Consider the following 20,632-nt stretch of genomic DNA (forward strand, 5'->3'; position numbering starts at 1 on the left):
ATTACAGGTAAATCATAAACGAATCATATAAATCATATAATAAAGAATACATTTTTTACTTATCAGGCTTAGATAAATCTTCTTTGATTTTGATTTTTCCTTTTTCTTTATGGCTTTTTAAATGACTTACTATAGTATTTATACTATTATTAGATAACTTCTCTGGAAAAATAGCCTTCAAAAGGACGGCAATTATAACTTGTTTTCTTCTATCTTCATCTTTAAAGTGATTCCAAATATTCCAACCAAAGTGATATAAGTCTAAAGGTTTTAAAATCTTATATTCTGAATCCTTATATTTTGATTCTAAAATACTTACAGAGGGATAGTTTGAAAAATCGGTCACTCCATTAAAATAGGCTTTTATTACAGCATAAATATTTTTAACATCTTCCTCTGAACAATATTCAGAAAAAATTTCTATTATATATTTTTCAACAATATCAAATTTATTTTTTTCTTTATTTTTTGAATTTATATAGGTGTTATTTATATTATCAATAGTATCTGTAGGGGTAGTATTGATAAGAATAGCATTCATGGGAGTAGTATTCGTGTGAGTATATATGGGAGTAGTATCCATGGGGATAGTCTCTATCTGAGTAGTCTCCGTGATAATATCCATAGGAGTAGTCTCTATGTGAGGAATATCCGTGGTAGTAGTCTCTATGTGAGTAGTGTCCGTAGGAGTAGTATTAGTAAGAATTACTTTGCTTCTGATAAAGCAAAGTAATGATATTAGTAATGGCGGAACATTGAGATAAACAAAAACCACTGTTAATACAAATACAATGATAATCATAGTGTAAATCGTTTTAACTTCATAAACTCCAAATTTCGCCATAAGATGAGTTATTTCTAATAATGTGATTATAATAATCGCTAATTTTTCTGATTTTCCGATTAAATCTCTCTTTTGTACCATATTCATAATTTACTATTTTTAAAAATTCAACTTAATAACTTCTGCTGCTTTTATTTTATTTTTATCAATTACTTTTGCGTATGCTTGAGTTGTTTTTACATTTGTATGTCCCAGCATTTTGCTTACAGTGTAAATATCTGTACCATTCGCTAATTGTAAAGTTGCAAATGTGTGTCTAAAACAATGAAAGGTAATATTTTTGTGAATACCTGCTTTTGTAATCCACTTTTTCAAAGGGCGAGAAATCCAAGCAGGATCAGGTAAATTCTCAAAAACTAAATCCTCTAAGTCTCTTCTCTCTCCACATAATTCCAAGGCTTGTTTTGAAATGGGTTTATATTCTACTCCTTTGGTTTTCTTCTGAGTAAAGTGAAGTTCTATTTTGTCATTATCTTCTATGATTTCTTTCCATTTTAGTCTTTGAATATCTGAGAGTCTTAATCCTGTGAGAGCAGAGAAAAGTGAAGCTCGTCTTAAAATATCATTATCACAAGGTGTCTTTGCTAAAATATTTAATTCTTCTTCTGAGAGATACTCTCTTCTTGATTCTCTATCAGCAATACCTTTTATTTTTCCAGACAAATCAGATAAAAAATATCCATCAATAAAGGCTTGTTTTAGAATAGCTTTGAAAATAGAAAAATATGTAGCTGAGGTATTAACAGAGATAGTTCCTTTCTTGTTTCCTCCACAAGGTGCAGATAATAAGAAATTTTTAAAATCCTCTGAAAACTTCATATCAATCTGTGCAAATTTTACTCTTCCTCCTGAAAATAATTTTAAAAGTTCTATTACCCTTTTCCAATTTATGCGAATTGCATCTGAACTATTTTTATGTCGCTTCTTCAATAGCTCTTCACTATAAGAGACAAAATCTTCATCTAATAATTCTTTTTGCTTTAATTGTTGATTATCTCCTAATAAAATTTGCTCATCATATTCTTTTTGCAATTTTCTACGAATTGCATCAGCAAATAACATTGTTTCTTTATCCAAATCACTTTTACAAATGATTACTCCATTTTCATTTCGTTTTGGTTTATAGGAAACATTTCCCTTATCATCAGTTTTTGCTGAGTGAGTTTTGTCAAAAACTACAGAACTAACACTTCTATTGAGATATTCTCTGACTCTTTTAGGTGTTTCTTTATTTGCTTCATAAACGGGATAGCACTCTATATAGACATACCATTCTTTCTTAAATTCTGCCTTACGAAGTCTTACTGTACATTTTGTGGGTTTTACTTTCATTGTCTAATAAATATTTTATCAATTTCAACCTTTGGAACATATACAAATTTCCCTATTTTTTCTTTGGGGACATTAAATTTTTTAATAATACTAGTCACTGTTGAAGGATTTGCTCCAAACTTTTCACTTACTTGTGAAAGCGTATAGCAATCTTCTTTTTTATATTTCTTAGGAAGCTCTTTCTCTTGTTTATCTTCTTTATAAATAATAATTGGAGAAAAAAGTTTTTCTAATTCCATTTTGTTTATTCTTGTAAGTCGCTCACCAAGATTTACACTATGAATGAGTTTTTGCTTAATCAATCTATGAATAGTGCTTTTTGAAATTCCAAATAAAACAACAGCCTCACTCACAGAGATAAATTCTCTATGTTGAAGAATAGCAATTTTATCTGCGTATTTCTCTAGAATCTTTTCTTTTTCCTGCAACTCTTTTTCTTGTTTTTTTCGTTCCTTTCCATTTTTACTTGCACATGAATTTGAACAAAAACGAGTTGTTATTGTTTTAGCTTCAAATGGCTTATGACATTGCTCACAAACCTTTGGTATTTTCAATTTACTAAACCCCATTTTATTGCTATTAATGATTAATAAGCGTTTTAAGACCCACATTGTGGTAAATTATGCCCCGACACAAATATGGTGCAAAATTATAATTAAAAAATGAGAAAAACAAATAGTATGGATTAATTTAAAAATAAAAAAACTACTATAAACACTTCGTTTATAGTAGTTTTTAATATTTACTAATCGTTGATAATCAACGCTTATTTTACTTCTTCAAAATCTACATCTTGTACATTGTTATCTCCGCCACTATTATTTGGTTGTTGGTTATCATTAGGTTGAGATTCTGTACTGTTTCCTCCGCCTTGTTGTGCTTTGTAGAGATCTTCAGAGGCACTTTTCCAAGCATTATTAATCTTTTCTAAGGCTGTCTTAATCACAGCAATGTCTTTACTTTCATAAGCCTTTTTAAGTTCTTCTAAAGCATTTTCAATAGCAGTCTTTTTATCAGAAGGGAGCTTATCACCAAACTCTTTAAGTTGTTTTTCTGTTTGGAAAATAAGAGCATCTGCTTCATTTAATTTGGTAGCTACCTCTTGGGCTTTTTTGTCAGCCTCAGCATTGGCTTCGGCATCACGTTTCATTCTTTCAATTTCTTCTTGAGTAAGTCCAGAAGAAGCTTCAATCCTTATATCGTGAGTTTTACCAGTTCCTTTATCAGTTGCAGAAACATTGATAATACCATTGGCATCAATATCAAAGGTTACTTCGATTTGAGGTACTCCACGTGGTGCAGGTGGAATACCATCCAAGTGGAAACGTCCGATAGTTTTATTATCTGCAGCCATAGGTCTTTCCCCTTGTAGTACATGGATTTCCACACTAGGCTGATTATCTGCAGCTGTGGAGAATATCTGAGACTTTTTAGTAGGAATGGTTGTATTGGCTTCAATAAGTTTGGTCATTACACCTCCCATGGTTTCAATACCAAGAGAAAGAGGAGTTACGTCAAGTAATAATACATCTTTCACATCTCCAGTAAGTACACCTCCCTGAATAGCAGCTCCTATAGCTACTACTTCATCAGGATTCACACTTTTATTAGGCTTTTTACCGAAGAATTTTTCTACAGCTTCCTGTACAGCAGGAATACGAGTAGAACCTCCTACCAAAATAATTTCATTAATATCACTTACACTAAGACCTGCATTTTCAAGAGCCTTCTTACATGGTTCAATAGTACGTTGTACTAAGTCATCAATAAGTTGTTCAAATTTAGCACGGGTGAGTGTACGTACTAAGTGTTTAGGTCCACTTGCTGTAGCGGTAATATAAGGCAAATTAATTTCTGTCTGAGTAGTAGAGGAAAGCTCTATCTTAGCTTTTTCAGCAGCTTCCTTTAAACGCTGAAGAGCCATAGGATCTTTACGCAAATCTAACCCTTCTTCCTTTTCAAATTCTTCAGCGAGCCAATTAATAATTTTTTCATCTACATCATCTCCACCAAGGTGCGTATCCCCGTCAGTAGAGAGAACCTCAAATACTCCGTCTCCTAATTCCAAGATGGAAACATCGTGAGTACCACCACCAAAGTCAAATACCACAATCTTATGATCATTGTGTTGTTTGTCCAAACCATAAGCCAAGGCAGCTGCAGTAGGCTCATTAATAATACGCTGTACTTTTAGCCCCGCAATTTCACCAGCTTCTTTGGTAGCTTGTCGCTGTGCATCATTAAAGTAAGCAGGTACTGTAATAACTGCCTCTGTTACGGGCTGTCCTAAGAAATCCTCTGCTGTTTTTTTCATTTTTTGAAGAATCATGGCAGAAATTTCTTGTGGAGAATAGAGTCTACCATCAATATCTACACGTGGAGTATCATTATCTCCTTGAACTACTTTGTAAGGTACACGAGCGATCTCTTTTCCCAATTCAGAGAATTTGTTCCCCATAAAACGTTTTATAGAATAAATCGTTTTCTTAGGGTTAGTTACTGCTTGTCGCTTAGCAGCATCTCCTACTTTTATTTCACCTCCTTCTACGAAGGCAACCACAGAGGGAGTTGTACGCTTCCCTTCTGCGTTAGTAATCACCACAGGGTCATTACCTTCCATTACAGAAACACACGAGTTCGTGGTTCCTAAATCTATTCCAATAATCTTACTCATAATCGTATTTATCTTTGTTTTCTGATTTACTATTATGCCCTATTATAGTCAAGGACTGTGCCAAAAGGAAGTTTATGACAAAATGACAGTAAAACAGAAATAGGAATTATTGAAAACTATTTCCAGTTGATAGCTTCTTTTCCTATAGAGAGTAGGTAATTATTCGTTTTGCTAAAATGTTTGTTCCCAAACCAATATCCACGATTTGCACTTAATGGAGAAGGATGTCCTGAAGTTAGGATATAATGTTTTTGAGTATCAATTAGTGTAATTTTCTTTTTGGCAAAGCCTCCCCATAGGAGAAAAACTATTTGTGAACAATTGTCAGAAATTGCTTTGATAACAGCATCGGTGAAAGTTTCCCAGCCATGGTTTTGATGACTTCCTGCCTGATTGGCACGAACAGTTAATGTTGCATTAAGTAAGAGAACTCCTTGTTCAGCCCATCGAGTTAGGTTTCCACTTTCAGGATAAGGTAATTTTAAATCTTCTTCTATTTCTTTGAAAATATTGACTAGAGAAGGGGGATGGGCTATGCCATCATTAACAGAAAAACATAACCCATTTGCCTGTCCTTGCCCATGATAGGGGTCTTGCCCTAAGAGCACAACTTTTACATTTTGTACAGGGCAATGGTCAAACGCTGCAAATATTTCTTTTCCTTTTGGATAACAAGTATACTGACTATATTCTTGCTTAACAAAACTTGTCAACTCCCTAAAATAGGACTTTTCAAACTCATTATTTAACAGAGGTTTCCAAGAAGAATTGATATTCACATTCATTAGTTCTAATTTTCTTGAGAGGATAGGTAACGTTCTGCATCCAAAGCAGCCATAGCGCCACTTCCTGCAGCTACTACTGCTTGTCGGTAATGTTTGTCAGCAGCATCTCCAGCAACAAAAACACCCTCTACATTAGTGCGGCTTGTCCCAGAAATATTTTCTATATATCCTTCTTTATCTAAAGAAAGAAAAGGAGCAAAGATATCTGTATTAGGTTTATGTCCAATGGCTACAAAAAAACCTGTGATAGGAATCTCAGTAAGTTCATGAGTTTTGTTATTACGCACTTTAACAGCAGAAACAAGTTGCCCATCTCCTAGAATTTCTTCAGTTTCTGTATTGAATAGAATAGTAATATTCTCTGTATTACGCACACGATTTTCCATGATTTTGGAAGCACGGAAGGCATCACGACGCACAATCATAGTTACTCTTTTACAGATTTTAGAAAGATATAAAGCCTCTTCACAAGCAGAATCTCCTGCACCAACAATAGCTACGTCCTGGTTTCTATAGAAAAAACCATCACATACAGCACAAGCTGATACACCACCCCCTCTCTGCAAATAGTATTGCTCAGAAGGAAGTCCTAAGTATTTGGCGGATGCTCCTGTACTTATAATTACAGTATCTGCATGTATTTCTTTCTCTTCAATCCATACTCTAAGAGGTTTTGAAGAAAAGTCTACTTTGGTAATCCATCCGGAGCGTATGTCAGCATTGAAACGACGAGCTTGTTGTTCAAATTGCATCATCATTTCAGTACCAGTAATTCCATCAGGATATCCAGGGAAGTTTTCCACTTCATTAGTGGTAGTAAGTTGTCCGCCAGGTTGTTCTCCTTGATATAATACAGGAGAAAGATTTGCTCTTGCAGCGTATATAGCAGCAGTATAACCTGCAGGTCCAGAACCTATAATAAGGCATTTGATTCTTTCTATTGGCATATATTTAAGGTGTTCTAAGTAAGTTAATAATTATTCTTCTTCCTCTTCTTCCTGAGGTTGAAGGACAAAATCTTCCATAAATTTGGTAGTATAATTTCCTGCTATATAATCAGGATTTTCCATAAGTTGTTTATGGAAAGGAATAGTCGTTTTAATACCTTCAACAATAAACTCATCTAAAGCTCTCTTCATCTTAGCAATAGCTTCTTCTCGAGTTTGCGCAGTTGTGATAAGTTTAGCAATCATGGAGTCATAGTTAGGTGGAATGGTATATCCAGCATACACATGAGTGTCTAAGCGCACACCAAACCCTCCTGGGGCATGGAAAGCCGTAATTTTTCCAGGGGAAGGGCGGAAGTCATTAAAGGGATCTTCAGCATTGATACGGCACTCAATAGCATGAAGTTTTGGAGTGTAATTTCGTCCAGAAATAGGTACTCCAGCAGCTACTAATATCTGTTCTTTAACAAGGTCATAATCAATTACTTGCTCGGTAATGGGATGTTCTACTTGGATACGAGTATTCATTTCCATAAAATAGAAATTACGATGTTTATCTACTAAAAACTCTACCGTACCCACTCCTTCATATTTAATAGATTCAGCAGCTTTAACGGCAGCATCTCCCATTTTTTTACGTAGTTCTTCTGTCATGAATGGAGAAGGAGTTTCTTCAGTAAGTTTCTGATGACGGCGCTGGATAGAACAATCACGTTCGGAAAGGTGGCAAGCTTTTCCAAATTGGTCACCCACAATCTGAATCTCAATATGACGAGGTTCTTCAATGAGTTTTTCCATATACATTCCATCATTTCCAAAGGCGGCAGCAGCCTCTTGTGTAGCGCTTTCAAAAGCCTTTTCAAGATCCTCCTCTTTCCAAACAGCACGCATTCCCTTTCCTCCCCCACCAGCAGTAGCTTTGAGCATAACAGGATACCCCATTTTTTTAGCAATCTTTTTAGCTTCTGCAATATTTCTTAATAAACCATCAGAGCCAGGAATGGTAGGTACCCCAGCTGCTTTCATAGTAGCCTTTGCAGTAGCTTTATCTCCCATTTTATCAATCATTTCAGCAGAGGCACCGATAAATTTAATGCCATTTTCAGCACATATTTTAGAAAATTTAGCATTTTCAGATAAAAAGCCATATCCAGGATGGATAGCATCTGCATTAGTAATCTCAGCAGCAGCTATAATATTAGTAATTTTCAAATAAGAATCCTTGCTTGGTGCTGGTCCTATGCAAACAGCTTCATCCGCAAAACGGACATGGAGGCTATCCGCATCTACAGTGGAATATACAGCAACCGTTTTTATACCCATTTCGCGACAAGTACGAATGACCCGAAGGGCAATTTCTCCACGGTTAGCAATTAATATTTTTTTAAACATTTTCTAATATTTTTTAGGTAATACTACTTAGTAAATGTAGTATAAATGTTAAATAAATTATTTTCACATGTAAAATGAAATATGGAAGATATTAGTTATTGATATAGTTAATTATTGATAACTATGAAGGATCAACTAAGAAGAGGGGTTGATCATACTCTACAGGAGAAGCATCATCTACTAATACTTTTACGAGCTTACCAGATACTTCTGATTCTATTTCATTAAATAGTTTCATAGCTTCAATTACACAAAGAGTTTGTCCCTGTACAATATTGTCTCCAACTTCTACAAAGAGAGGTTTGTTAGGTGCCTGCCGGCGATAGAAAGTACCTATTATAGGTGATTTGATGGTAATATATTTACCATTTTCTTCATCGTCATGTTCTTTAGTAGCTACTATATTAGCAGGGTCACTTACAGGAATAGGGATAGTAGGGGTAACAGGTATTTGAGTCTGAGGAAGTCCTTGAGCTACATAAGGTTGTTGTACAAACACAGTTTCAGGTTTGCTTTCTTCACCAGAAGTTTTGATGGTAATCTTAATATCTTCCATCTCCAACTTTACTTCGCTTGCACCCGATTTGGCAACGAATCTGATCAAATTTTGAATATCTCTTAAATCCATAGCAAATAATTATATTTTCAATGAGTTAAACATTGTCTATACAATGATTATTTTTAATAAAAGTAAACTAATTAATTGAGGGCAAAAATACTAAAAAAAATTATATAAACATGACTTTTTTAGGATAAAATAAGATTACAATGTTATTTAGTATTTTTTAACAACTGTTTTTTTAAAAAGAAGTGTGTTTTTAACAAAAAACTTGCTCTACTTAAATTAAATTTAGGTAGAACAAGTTTTCCTAAACAGATTATGGCAACTTTAATGTTATTTTATAGGATTATATGCCCATTTGAGATATATAGCTCCCCAAGTAAAACCTCCTCCAAAGGCAACAAAAATGAGGTTATCTCCTTTTTTGAGTTGTTTTTCATAGTCATATAAGGCTAAGGGAAGAGTAGCTGAGGTAGTATTCCCATAATGATGGATATTCACCATTACCTTTTCATGAGGTAATCCCATACGGTCTGCAGTGGAGTCAATAATACGTTTGTTTGCTTGATGAGGTACAAGCCAATCCAAACTTTCTGCAGAAAGTTGATTACGTTCCATGATGATATCAGTAACTTCTGCCATTCGGGAAACAGCATACTTGAACACTGTTCTTCCATCTTGATATAGGTTATTTTTCCCTTCTTTTATAGTTTCTATGGTGGTAGGAAGTATGGAACCACCAGCTTCTATTTTTAGGAATTCACGACCTGTACCATCGCTACGTAAATATTCGTCCTGCACACCTAACCCTTCATAATTAGGCTCAAAGAGTACTGCTCCGGCTCCATCTCCGAAAATAATACATGTGGCACGATCCGTATAATCAATAATAGAAGACATTTTGTCAGCTCCCACTAAAAGTACTTTCTTATATCTTCCAGATTCAATGTAGCGAGCCGCAACGGACATTCCATAAAGGAAGCTAGAACACGCTGCTTGTAGGTCGATAGCAAAAGCATTTGTAGCTCCTATCTGTGTAGCCAAGTAAGCCCCTGAAATAGCTACAGGCATATCGGGAGTAACACTGGAAAAAATTACTAAATCAATATCAGTAGGGTTAGTTCCTGTTTTACTTAATAAATCCTCAACCGCTTTTATACCTAAAAAAGAGGCTCCTTTACCCGCTTCTTTCAAGAGTCTTCTTTCTTTGATTCCTGTACGAGTGGTAATCCACTCGTCCGTGGTATCTACCATTTGTTCTAATAAACTATTGGATAATATGAAGTCAGGCACATATCCACCAACACCCGTTATAGCAGCTGTAATTTTTGTCATAGAAGTACAATTTTTGTAACCTATCAAAGGGTTACGAATTAAAGGCGCAAGTTACAAAAAAAATATGAATCTTAGTATGATAAAATGATTTTTTTCTCTGCACAATATTACTAAGGTTTAAAATATTGATATAAAAATATGTTTTTAAATTCTCCTTGGGAGAATAACCAGTCCTTTAATGAAATAGTATAAGAAAATCCAACATTTTCAAAAAGTTTTTGACTAGGAATATTTTCTTCGGGGATATATGCAGTAAGCTGATGAATGTCTAAAAAAAGGAAAGCGTAATCACATAATTGTTGTAATGCTTTCTTTCCAAAACCTTTACGGCGAAAGGACTTCACTATGGCAATACCTACAGAGGCTCGTTTGTCTTTAGGGTTGAAGTCATATAAGTCCGCACAGCCTATAGCTTCCCCCTTATAGGTAATGACAAAGCGCACCTGTCTTGTTTGATAAATATCCAAATGAGCATTCTCAATATATTTTTTAAGAACATAACGAGAAAAGGGAGTTTGAGTATCGCTTAGTTCCCAAAGAGATTTATCATTTTCTAAATAATAGAGGAAATCAATATCTTCAGGTTCGAGAGCTCTTAATTGTATCATAGATAGTGCTAACTATTATATGCTTATAGTTCCTTCAAAAACAAATTCTGCTTCTCCAATGAGCCAAACATTGGTGTATTCTTTTATCTTTAAGCCGAGAAATTCTTTTTTTACTTCAAAAGTTACCTCTAAGTTACCTCCTTTGGTCTCTAAAATGATATATTCAGCCTTAGTTTTTCCTGTTTTATGCATAGCGATAGCTGTTGCCGTAGCTCCTGTACCACAGGAGTAGGTCTCATTTTCTACTCCACGTTCATAGGTACGTATTTTAAAGCGATTATCAGCTATAGGCTCTACGAAATTTACATTAACGCCCTCAATATTGAAAGGAACACCATAACGGATTTCTGCTCCTTTCTTCTTAACATCCATACTATCAAGATCTTTAACTATTTCTACATAGTGTGGAGAGCCTGTGTTAAGAAATAGTCCTTTCTTCACTTTTTCTATATCACTAACATCTTGCATCTGAAGATGAATAAGATCATTCTTAAAAAAGGCTTTGTGCAAGCCATCTGGAGCAGAAAAGGTAGTCTCTGTTTTATCAATAACCCCCAATTTTTGAGCAAAAGCTACAATGCAACGTCCACCATTACCACACATAGTACTAGGATTTCCATCAGAATTGTAGTATATCATGGAAAAATCTGTTTTAGAATCATTCTCCAAGATTATAAGACCATCAGCACCAACACCAAAACGGCGCTCACATAAGCGAGCAATAAGTTTTGTATCCTCTTTTGGAAAAGTATTCATGCGGTTATCAATCATAATGAAGTCATTCCCTGCACCTTGATATTTGTAAAAATGTATAACTGTCATAATTCATTTTTGAGGGCAAAAATAGTAAAAAAAACGACTTTTACAAAGAGAATAATTTTTATTTTAAAAAAATATTTCTACTTGTAAACGTCATAAAAAATTGTATCTTTGTAGGCTAATTTTCTATTAAAAAATAAGAATAGTTAGGTCTCCTTCTTATGCTACAGAGGAGGTAAGAAAGGTGCCTATTGATTGTTAGAGATAAATTGAACAAAAAAAATATATTTACAAGGAAAATATTTGCTTGATGTAATACTTCAAATTATCGTATAAGAAGATGAACTTTTAATTAAGATTGTTTTTGAAGTATAAAAGTGATTTATGCAAAAACAATTGATAAAATAATATAAAGCTATGTGGAAAGAGCGAACAAAATTAGTTATAAAAGATCAAGGATTACACAAATTAGAACAATCACATATCCTTGTAGTAGGATTAGGGGGAGTAGGAGCTTTTGTGGCTGAGTTCTTAGTACGTGCAGGGGTAGGACATCTCACTATAGTGGATGGGGATGTAGTGGATATAACTAATAAAAATCGTCAACTTATTGCTCTTGATTCTACCATAGGAGAGCCTAAAGTAAAACTGATGGCAAATAGGCTTAAGGATATTAATCCACAAATAGAGCTTAAAATGATCAAGGACTTTCTTACTCCTGAATCAGCTTATGATTTGGTAAGTAAAGAATTTGCTTATGTAGCCGATTGTATAGATAGTATTTCCCCAAAAATAAGTCTCCTTAGAGCTTGTCATGATAAGCGTGTAAAAGTGATAAGTAGTATGGGATCAGGAGGTATATTAGACCCTTCGAAGGTAAAAGTGGCTGATATATCACAGACACGTGATTGTCCCTTGGCTCGCACTATTCGTAAGCGATTAAAAAAGGAAGGTATCCAACCAAAATTTAAAGCGGTTTTTTCTTTAGAACTCCCCAGTAAGGACATGATGGTATTAACTGATGGAAGCAACTTTAAGCGATCATATTATGGTACAATGAGTTATATGCCAGCCCTTTTCGGAATTCATATTGCAGGAGTAATCATACGTAAGCTTATAGAATAGATAAGAGTTAGAACCAAAAGCCAACATTGAATAACCAGAGGAATTTATTTGTCTCAGGAGAATAGGTGGCTTTTATTTCAATAGGTCCAAGAATAGTATCGGAACTGAGTCCTAAGGCATAACCTGTATACTTAGGTTTGGAAAACCAGTGGGAATTATTAAACATATTCTCTTCAGCATTGGCAATATTAGCAATGGCTTTGATATAGTTTCTTTTATAAAAGCGGTAATTTAGAGTCATTTCTCCTTTAAGAAAATCATAATTTCCAAAGCTTAGATAATCGTAACCATAGAAAGGAATTAGGTTCCCAAAAAGATTATTTCCTTGTCCCCCGAAGATGTATTGTAAGAAAGGAGCATTTGGACGACCAAAATGGATTCCTCCTGAAAAGATAGCCTTAGCAGAAAGTCTATTGGAGAACTTCCATGCACCACCTAAATCAGCTTTTACTAAAAAAATAGGATTTATTCTCTCTCCGTGCCCTTCTGAATGCAAATACCAATGTCCTTTGGCATCAAAGTAAACTCCTTCAGTAGGGAAGAGGGCGTCATTCAAGGAATCAAAACGCATATATCCAAAAGTAGAATAGTAATTTACCTTTCCATGAAAATTGTCAGGTTGTAACTTTACTTGATAAAGCTCATGCTCAACTCCTGCTCCTATAAGGAATTTTTTCTTAAAGAAGATAGATTGTATGTAGAGTTGATTTTTTAATCGTGTAAGAGCAACATTTGTTTCGCCTGTATTAAGGGAAAAACCATTGAAAGCAATATCACGACGGAAGCGGTCATAACGACTTTGGAATCCATAGCTAGTATAAAAACCTTTGTCCACATAATAATCAAATTTGTAGCGGATATTATCTCCTGCAATAAAATCAAAAGAAAGAAGGTCATCCTTTTGTAGGAAACTTGACCGACTTACATTAAGCAGTACCCCTGTTTTGTACAAATTGTCGTAGTGTACAGCCATTTTCACCCAGGTTTGTGCAGGTGCCTCTTCTAAGTTAAAACGTAGTTCTTCTCCTTCCTCCATAGGGCAGATGTGGTAATTAATACTTTTAAAGTTCTGGGTAGCCATAATGTTTTGCACACCGTTTTTTAAGTCAGAAAAAGAAATCTTTTTACCCCATTGGAATCCTAACTTTCCCCTAAGATATGCATCAGAATAATGTTTATTGCCAGAGAAAGTAATACTTTCTATAAATAAAGAATCGGAGATTTTTGCTTTAGGTAAGGGCTTTTCGTTTTTCTTTAAAAAATCCCCTAACCAAGATAAATGCGGAAATATTTTTTTGGTAGCTACCCGTCCCGAATCAATGATAGCTTGTCCCTCAGAGAAAGAAATAACATTATAGGCTCCAATATCAGGATGGATATATATATCTGTTTTTTCTCGTTTTTCCTTCATATCATTGGCAATCTTATAGCTAGTAATTTGCATTAGTACGCTATTGGCAGAACGCAAATCTTTGCGTGTTCTCAAGGGGGATTGTACATCCACTCCAATAATAATATCCATACCTTTAGCTCTAACTTCATCAATGGGGTAATTATTCATTACTCCACCATCGGTAAGCCAGCGTCCATCTACCTCTACAGGGGCAAATAGAGTAGGAAAAGCCCCACTTGCCATAATGGCTTGGGCTAAGTCACCATGCTCCAAAATTACTTCTTCTCCTGTTTCTACATCGGTAGCCATGCATAGGAAAGGAATAGGAAGTTTGGAAAAATCGTCTATTTTTCGTACCCCATAGGTAAGGTGACTTAGAAAGTTATATAAGTTCACTCCTTGAGAAAGACCTGCTGGGAGGGCAAATTTACCATCACGCAAAGCAAGAGAAATCATGTATCGGTCACGGTTTTCTTTCTCATAGAAACTCTGTGTTGATCGTGGTACATTATCCTGAATGATACGTTCCATGTCCACAGAATGAAAGATAGAATCCAATTGGTGCGAACTATATCCGGCAGCATATAAGCCTCCTACAATAGCGCCCATACTTGTTCCTCCAATATAATCAATTTTTACACCGGCTTTCTCAATAGCTTCCAAAGCTGCAATATGAGCTAATCCTTTAGCACCTCCTCCACTAAGGACTAAACCAACTTTAAGATTTTTCCCTTTAAGGTCGGACAGCGTATAGATTTTCCCTTGAGGAAAAACCATAGAGTAAAAAAAGATTAGAAGAAAAAGAAAGATATATTTCATATAGTAAGCATTTCACATTGAAATTATCCTTTTAGCTTAGGATTATTTTGATGTCGGTCATGGTCACGTTTTGTCTTGGTATCCATTTTCTTATCAAAAGCCTCTTGTAGGTCTATTCCTGTTTGGTTAGCAAGACAGAGTACTACAAAAACCACATCGGCGAGTTCTTCTCCGAGATCTTTCGCTTTATCACTTTCCTTTTCTGATTGTTCGCCATAGCGACGTGCGATAATACGGGCTACTTCACCTACTTCTTCAGTAAGTTGTGCCATATTTGTTAGCTCGTTGAAGTAACGTACACCATGTTCTTTTATCCAATTATCTACTGCAAGTTGTGCATTTTTTATATTCATAATTATAAAGGTTTGTTTACATTTGTTTAGTATTAATGCGGTAGGTATTCCCATTTACTTATTATCTAAGTGCCTAAAAATCTTGTGTTTTTGTACAACTTGATAGAGACTATATTCTTCCTTCACTTATTCTGTTCTTTATAGCTTAGCAATATACCTACTTTTTCTCTGTAATTTGAATATCAATCTTTTAAGTTAAGGTTTTTGTTCACTTACATAGAGGGTTTGGTCAAGCACCTCGAAGGAAAGCGTTTTGTTATCATTGAGAGTCATTTTTAATAGTAATTCTCCCCAATCCAAACCATCGGAGAAATCGCAGATCACCCAACGATGGTTAAGCAATTTTATTTTGTTGATTTGAAACTTAGCATTACGGCGAGGGCGGTAGGAAATCAAGGGATGATTTTTATCTTTGGTTATATTGGTTGCCATGAGCTGTTGTCGCACAAATTCCTCAGGATCATCTATGCTATTTTCATGGAAAAAGTATAATCCATCTTCATTGAGACGAATATCAAAATACCGATAGTCATCTAACTCATAAGATAACTTACGAATGGAGTCTTGTAATTTTTCTATAGTGACAACTTTGTTTTGTTTATCAGGTAGTTTCTCTGATTTTTCTTTACAAGAGGAAATAAGAAAACAACTCACAAAGAAAAGAATAGATACTTTTATTTGTTTCATAAATTATGTTATTTAATTCTATTTTATTTCTGTTCCATTTACAATTCCTTCAGCATCAGGGTTTAAGAAAATATACTTTCCTTCACTATTTTCTGCCATGAGAATCATTCCATGACTTTCCACACCTCTGAGTTTACGAGGAGCGAGATTGGCAAGTACAGTTACTTTTTTTCCGATGATTTCCTTAGGGTCAAAGCTTTGTGCAATACCAGATACAATAGTACGCTGGTCAATTCCTGTATCTACTTTTAAGATAAGGAGCTTGTCTGCTTTAGGCATTTTCTCAGCTTCCAGAATAGTACCGATACGGATGTCCATTTTAGCAAAATCTTCATAAGAAATCAGTTCCTTCTGAGGAGCAATGGTTACCTCATTAGTTGTAGCAGTTTGCTGGTTTGCTTTTTTACTATTTTCCAACTTATCTATTTGTTTTTGGATGGCTTCATCTTCTATCTTTTCAAATAACAGTATCGATTTTCCTATAGTGTGTCCCTCAGGGATAAGGTTCTCGGAGTGCAACACATCTTCCCAGACAGGAATTTTACTCATAGTGGTAAAGTGAAGCATCTGCTTGAGTTTTTCAGAGGTGAAAGGCAAGAAAGGTTCAGAAGTTATTGCCAGTGCAGTAGCAATATGTAGGGCTACATACATAATCGTCTCCACTCTTTTAGGATCTTCCTTAATAAGTTTCCAAGGTTCTTCATCCGCAAGGTATTTATTTCCTAATCGAGCAATATTCATGAGTTCTTGTTGTGCTTCGCGAAAACGATAGCGCTCCAAAGATTGTTCTATTCTTTGAGTGAACTCTTTTATTTGGGCAAATACCTCTTTGTCTTCTTTAGAGAATTCATGAGGAGTAGGTACGATGTTTTTATAATATTTTTCAGTCAATACCATTACTCGATTGATGAAATTTCCATAGATAGCTACAAGCTCATTATTGTTTCTTGCCTGAAAGTCTTTCCAAGTGAAGTCATTATCTTTAGTTTCGGGGGCATTGGCAGTAATTACATATCTTAATGTATCTTGCTGTGACGGAAATTCTTCTAAATATTCATTAAGCCATACTGCCCAATTTTTGGAAGTTGATAGCTTACTACCTTCCAAATTAAGGAATTCATTAGCAGGAACATTCTCAGGCAAAATGTAAGATCCTTCTGCCTTGAGCATAGCAGGGAATATAATACAGTGGAATACAATATTATCTTTTCCTATGAAATGTATGAGTTTAGTATTTTTATCTTTCCAATAAGGAGTCCAATCTTTACCTTCACGAGCTGCCCACTCTTTGGTGGAGGAGATATATCCAATAGGAGCATCGAACCAAACATAGAGTACTTTTCCCTCGGCTCCATCTATAGGAACAGGGATACCCCAATCCAAATCACGAGTTACAGCACGTGGGCGTAACCCGTCATCCAACCAACTTTTTACTTGTCCATATACATTTGGTTTCCAATCATTTTTGTGTCCTTCAATAATCCATTTTTCTAAGAAATCACTATAATTTTGTAAAGGGAGAAACCAATGCTTTGTTTTCCTTAATACAGGCTTGCTACCCGTAAGGGTAGATTTAGGGTTGATAAGATCAGTAGCATTCAGCGAGGTACCACATCGTTCACATTGGTCACCATACGCCTCTTCATTGCCACATTTTGGGCAAGTACCTATTACAAAGCGGTCTGCCAAAAATTGTCCAGCTTGCTCATCATAGAGTTGTTCAGAAGTTTCTTCTATAAAATCTCCTTTATCATAAAGGGTACGAAAGAATTTCGAGGCAGTTTCATAATGAATGGGTAAAGAAGTACGAGAATAATTATCAAAAGAAATTCCAAAGGCAAAAAGAGAATCCTTGATAATTTTGTTATACTTATCAATAATTTTTTGTGGGGTAGTTCCCTCCTTTTTTGCCTTAATAGAGATGGCAACACCGTGCTCATCACTACCACAAATAAAAACAACATCATTGTTTTTCAATCGCTGATAGCGAGCAAAAATATCAGCAGGCACATATACCCCTGCAAGATGACCTATGTGTATAGGTCCATTAGTATAAGGTAAAGCTGCTGTAATGGTATAACGTTTTGACATTTATTAATTTAGGTTTATGAAGATATAATACACTTTTTAACTTTGCAAAAATACAATATTTCAGAGCAAAAGTCAAGAAAAATATATAGAAAAGTAAGCTTATTTATGACACCTTAGTATGGATGAGTCGGATGAGTTTGATAGAAAGATCTGTCAAAATGAGTTTTGAATTGCCATTTCGTTCAATGTGATAGAGAGCCTCTTCTATATTTTGCTGGATTTCCTGTATATTATTATGGTGAACAAATGGAGCAAAATTTTGTATTTTAAAATTGGAATTGAACTGTATATACACCAAACTATCTACTCCATAATTAGCAAGAAGTGCTTGACGAAAGACTTCCAAACAGTATTCTAAAAATAGTTTTTGAGTCTCCCTACCTTCTTTAGCGATCTCTTCACTCCAAGCAAGCATACTGGGAAGGATGCCTTTATTTCCTTTGGCACTATAAGCCATGCGTACCCATCTGACAAACCACTCTTCAAAAAGATTATCACTATCTTTGTTTAGAAAAGAGAGAGCTCTCCGAAAATTTCCTTGTGCTCTAATGGCTATTTTTTGTGCCTCTGAATCAGTAATACCTTTCTCTAAAAGAGCATTTGTTATAATCTGGTCTCCTAATTTAGTGAAGCGTGTAATCTGACATCGAGAAAGAATAGTGTCCAATAGTAAACTTTCATTTTCAACCACTAAGATAAAGATTGTTTGTGCAGGAGGTTCTTCTAAGAGTTTTAAGAGTTTGTTGGAACAATCAGTATTCATAAGTTCTGCCATCCAGATAATCATTATCTTGTAACCTCCTTCAAAGGACTTCAGGGAGAGATTGGAGGTGATTTCCTTAGCGTCATCTACTCCTATTTTACCTTGTTTGTTAGCAATACCAATAAACTGATACCAATCGAATAAAGTTCCGTAAGGGTTTTTATTAATAAATTGCCTCCATTCTTCTAAAAAAAGTGTACTATAAGGATGGTCTTTTATTTTAGTAGTAGTGGCAGTAGGATAGGCAAAATGCAGATCCGGATGAGTAAGATGTTCACACTTAATTTTAGTATTATCATTTCCTGTTTTGGTGAGTATTTCGGTAGCGTAAGCAATCGCAGTAGGAAGTGTTCCTACTCCTTCTTCACCTATGAATAGCTGTGCATGAGCAATTCTATCTGTATAAATAGTTTCTTTTAGATATTTTTTTGTAAGAGGATTACTTAGTACATTCTCAAGATTCATAATTTCTAAATTAAAGTTCTACTATATATAGAAAAGTAAGCACAAAAGTACATATTTTTTTGGAAATGGGAACATGAAATATTTTTTAGACTATTTTGTAAAAATTAAAAGATAGTTAAATTTATTTTTCTTTTCTTCCAAAATTACGAATAAAAAGCAAAACTACAAAAAATAATATAATTAGCTCATACAAAAAGGATTATTTTTTTGATAGGAAGATAAGAGAAGACAGAGTCTTAGATGATTTGGACAGGCTTTTTCAAAATTAGGTTTCTAAATCGTTACCTAATGCCTTGAAAAATAATTTTTATTAGTAGGTTATATTTCAGTGTTTTACACCTTTTTTCATATTGTACAGTAACTTGATAAAAAGTACTTTCGCAAATTAAAAAATTAGAGTATGAAAAAAGTAAAACGCTCAACCTTTAAGGTATTGTTTTACCTTAAAAAGAATGCCCCAAAGAAGAACGGTAAGGTTGCTATTATGGGACGTATTACCATTGACAATCAGGTAGCTCAGTTTAGTACCAAACTTGAAATCCTTCCACAGAAATGGGATTTGAAGTACGGAAGGGTAACAGGTAAAACAGAAGAAGCTACCCAACTTAATCGCAAGCTGGAAGAGATTCGCTCACGTATGGTTACTCATTATGAGGAGTTGATGAAGTACGAGGGAGTGGTTACTGCTCAGAAGCTAAAAGCTACTTTTCTAGGCATAGGAGTAATGGAAGATTCCTTGCTAAAAGTCTATGAGAAGTTCAAAGAAGACTTTGCCCTGATGGTAGAAAAAGGAGTTAGAAGCTCGAGAACCCTTAACAAATACGAGAATGTATACACTCATTTGAGTGAGTTTATCCAGTACAAATACCGTAGAAGTGATATTTCTTTCAAAGAGCTTACAGAAGACTTTATCAATGACTTTGACTTCTATCTTAGAGTCAATAAAAGTCTTACTCACAACACAATATGGGTTTATATGATGCCCCTTTGTAAAATGGTAGAAATAGCCATAGACAAAGGTATCATCTATCATAATCCTTTTAAGAATTATATAAGTTCTATGGAGGAGAAAGATAGAGGCTATTTGCTTAGAGAGGAAGTAGAAGCTCTTCTACAATATCACCCTAAGAGTGCTTCTGTTGAATTAGTGCGGGACTTATTTGTGTTTAGTTGCTTTACAGGCTTCTCTTACATTGACATCAAACAACTTAAAAGAAGTCACTTACAATCGTTCTTTGACGGTAACAAATGGCTTATCAAACGACGTCAGAAATCCGATGTGCCCTGTAATGTACGTCTGTTAGATATAGCCGAGAAAATTATTGAAAAATATGAGGGTACGACTCGTACTGAGGCATTGTTTCCTACGCCCTCCAACACTAATTGCAATCTCTTAATCAGAAAGATGATGAAAGATTGTAACATCATTCGTGAAAAACCCATTTCATTTCACTGGGCACGCCATACCTTTGGTACTCTGTTCTTAACAGAAGGGGTTCCCTTGGAAAGTGTTAGCAAGATGATGGGACATAAGAATATCAAAACCACCCAGATTTATGCTAAAATCACCAATGAGAAAATCAGCAAGGATATGGAAATTGCTGCCGAACGATTAAAGAATTTAAAGATAGGATAGCTTCTCAGTGTCTTTTAAAAATTAGAAATCCATTGATAACATTTCAAAAAGAGATGTGTCAA

The 20,632-nt window shown here is 34.8% G+C and carries 18 protein-coding genes; 2 read left to right on the forward strand and 16 right to left on the reverse strand.

Annotated features, from left to right (window positions below):
• Positions 1-55 precede the first annotated feature (55 nt).
• The 11 genes from HMPREF9071_RS11975 to dapF form a co-directional block, all read right to left on the reverse strand.
• Entirely contained in the window at positions 56-931 is an 876-nt protein-coding gene (locus HMPREF9071_RS11975) for a hypothetical protein (RefSeq protein WP_009745481.1), read from the reverse strand.
• 12 nt (positions 932-943) lie between these two features.
• Positions 944-2,176 carry a site-specific integrase gene (locus HMPREF9071_RS04925; protein ID WP_009745482.1) on the reverse strand — a complete coding sequence of 411 codons (1,233 nt, stop codon included), beginning with the start codon at positions 2,174-2,176 and terminating at the stop codon, positions 944-946.
• Positions 2,173-2,745, reverse strand: coding sequence for a helix-turn-helix domain-containing protein (locus tag HMPREF9071_RS04930; RefSeq protein WP_040358326.1), 573 nt, complete (start codon positions 2,743-2,745; stop codon positions 2,173-2,175). Before HMPREF9071_RS04930 ends, HMPREF9071_RS04925 begins: the two co-directional genes overlap by 4 nt.
• Before the next feature lie 197 nt (positions 2,746-2,942).
• Positions 2,943-4,850 (reverse strand): molecular chaperone DnaK, encoded by a 1,908-nt coding sequence (dnaK, locus tag HMPREF9071_RS04935; RefSeq protein WP_009745484.1) that lies wholly within the window; start codon positions 4,848-4,850, stop codon positions 2,943-2,945.
• 116 nt (positions 4,851-4,966) lie between these two features.
• The gene (locus HMPREF9071_RS04940; protein WP_009745485.1) at positions 4,967-5,635 is read right to left on the reverse strand and encodes a uracil-DNA glycosylase; all 669 of its coding nucleotides are present in this window, start codon (positions 5,633-5,635) and stop codon (positions 4,967-4,969) included.
• 5 nt (positions 5,636-5,640) lie between these two features.
• Positions 5,641-6,582, reverse strand: a complete 942-nt coding sequence (trxB, locus tag HMPREF9071_RS04945) for a thioredoxin-disulfide reductase (RefSeq protein ID WP_009745486.1) — start codon at positions 6,580-6,582, stop codon at positions 5,641-5,643.
• Between the two features lie 30 nt (positions 6,583-6,612).
• Complete coding sequence (accC, locus tag HMPREF9071_RS04950; protein WP_009745487.1) at positions 6,613-7,974, reverse strand: acetyl-CoA carboxylase biotin carboxylase subunit; 1,362 nt, start codon at positions 7,972-7,974, stop codon at positions 6,613-6,615.
• Between the two features lie 121 nt (positions 7,975-8,095).
• Positions 8,096-8,602: an acetyl-CoA carboxylase biotin carboxyl carrier protein gene (gene accB, locus HMPREF9071_RS04955; RefSeq protein ID WP_009745488.1), complete on the reverse strand. Its 507-nt coding sequence runs from the start codon at positions 8,600-8,602 to the stop codon at positions 8,096-8,098.
• Between the two features lie 267 nt (positions 8,603-8,869).
• Positions 8,870-9,871: a beta-ketoacyl-ACP synthase III gene (locus HMPREF9071_RS04960; protein WP_009745489.1), complete on the reverse strand. Its 1,002-nt coding sequence runs from the start codon at positions 9,869-9,871 to the stop codon at positions 8,870-8,872.
• A gap of 110 nt (positions 9,872-9,981) precedes the next feature.
• Positions 9,982-10,479: a GNAT family N-acetyltransferase gene (locus tag HMPREF9071_RS04965; protein WP_009745490.1), complete on the reverse strand. Its 498-nt coding sequence runs from the start codon at positions 10,477-10,479 to the stop codon at positions 9,982-9,984.
• A 15-nt stretch (positions 10,480-10,494) separates the two neighbouring features.
• Entirely contained in the window at positions 10,495-11,301 is an 807-nt protein-coding gene (gene dapF / locus HMPREF9071_RS04970; RefSeq protein ID WP_009745491.1) for a diaminopimelate epimerase, read from the reverse strand.
• Positions 11,302-11,655: 354 nt separating this feature from the next.
• Between dapF and HMPREF9071_RS04975 the strand changes: the two genes are divergently transcribed.
• The gene (locus tag HMPREF9071_RS04975; RefSeq protein ID WP_009745492.1) at positions 11,656-12,363 is read left to right on the forward strand and encodes a ThiF family adenylyltransferase; all 708 of its coding nucleotides are present in this window, start codon (positions 11,656-11,658) and stop codon (positions 12,361-12,363) included.
• A 7-nt stretch (positions 12,364-12,370) separates the two neighbouring features.
• Here the strand turns inward: HMPREF9071_RS04975 and HMPREF9071_RS04980 are convergent, their stop codons facing one another.
• From HMPREF9071_RS04980 to HMPREF9071_RS05000, 5 genes are all read right to left on the reverse strand, one after another.
• A complete protein-coding gene (locus tag HMPREF9071_RS04980) occupies positions 12,371-14,575 on the reverse strand; it encodes a patatin-like phospholipase family protein (RefSeq protein WP_009745493.1) in 2,205 nt (734 codons plus the stop codon).
• 23 nt (positions 14,576-14,598) lie between these two features.
• On the reverse strand, positions 14,599-14,928 hold the full coding sequence (locus HMPREF9071_RS04985) for a nucleotide pyrophosphohydrolase (RefSeq protein ID WP_040358327.1): 330 nt from the start codon (positions 14,926-14,928) through the stop codon (positions 14,599-14,601).
• Positions 14,929-15,123: 195 nt separating this feature from the next.
• Positions 15,124-15,615, reverse strand: coding sequence for a hypothetical protein (locus HMPREF9071_RS04990; protein ID WP_009745495.1), 492 nt, complete (start codon positions 15,613-15,615; stop codon positions 15,124-15,126).
• Between the two features lie 18 nt (positions 15,616-15,633).
• A complete protein-coding gene (metG, locus tag HMPREF9071_RS04995) occupies positions 15,634-17,706 on the reverse strand; it encodes a methionine--tRNA ligase (protein ID WP_009745496.1) in 2,073 nt (690 codons plus the stop codon).
• Between the two features lie 103 nt (positions 17,707-17,809).
• Positions 17,810-18,934, reverse strand: coding sequence for a DNA polymerase III subunit delta' (locus HMPREF9071_RS05000; protein ID WP_009745497.1), 1,125 nt, complete (start codon positions 18,932-18,934; stop codon positions 17,810-17,812).
• A gap of 400 nt (positions 18,935-19,334) precedes the next feature.
• Between HMPREF9071_RS05000 and HMPREF9071_RS05005 the strand changes: the two genes are divergently transcribed.
• On the forward strand, positions 19,335-20,570 hold the full coding sequence (locus HMPREF9071_RS05005; protein ID WP_009745498.1) for a site-specific integrase: 1,236 nt from the start codon (positions 19,335-19,337) through the stop codon (positions 20,568-20,570).
• Positions 20,571-20,632: the final 62 nt, after the last annotated feature.

This window comes from Capnocytophaga sp. oral taxon 338 str. F0234 (assembly GCF_000192225.1).
GTDB lineage: Bacteria > Bacteroidota > Bacteroidia > Flavobacteriales > Flavobacteriaceae > Capnocytophaga.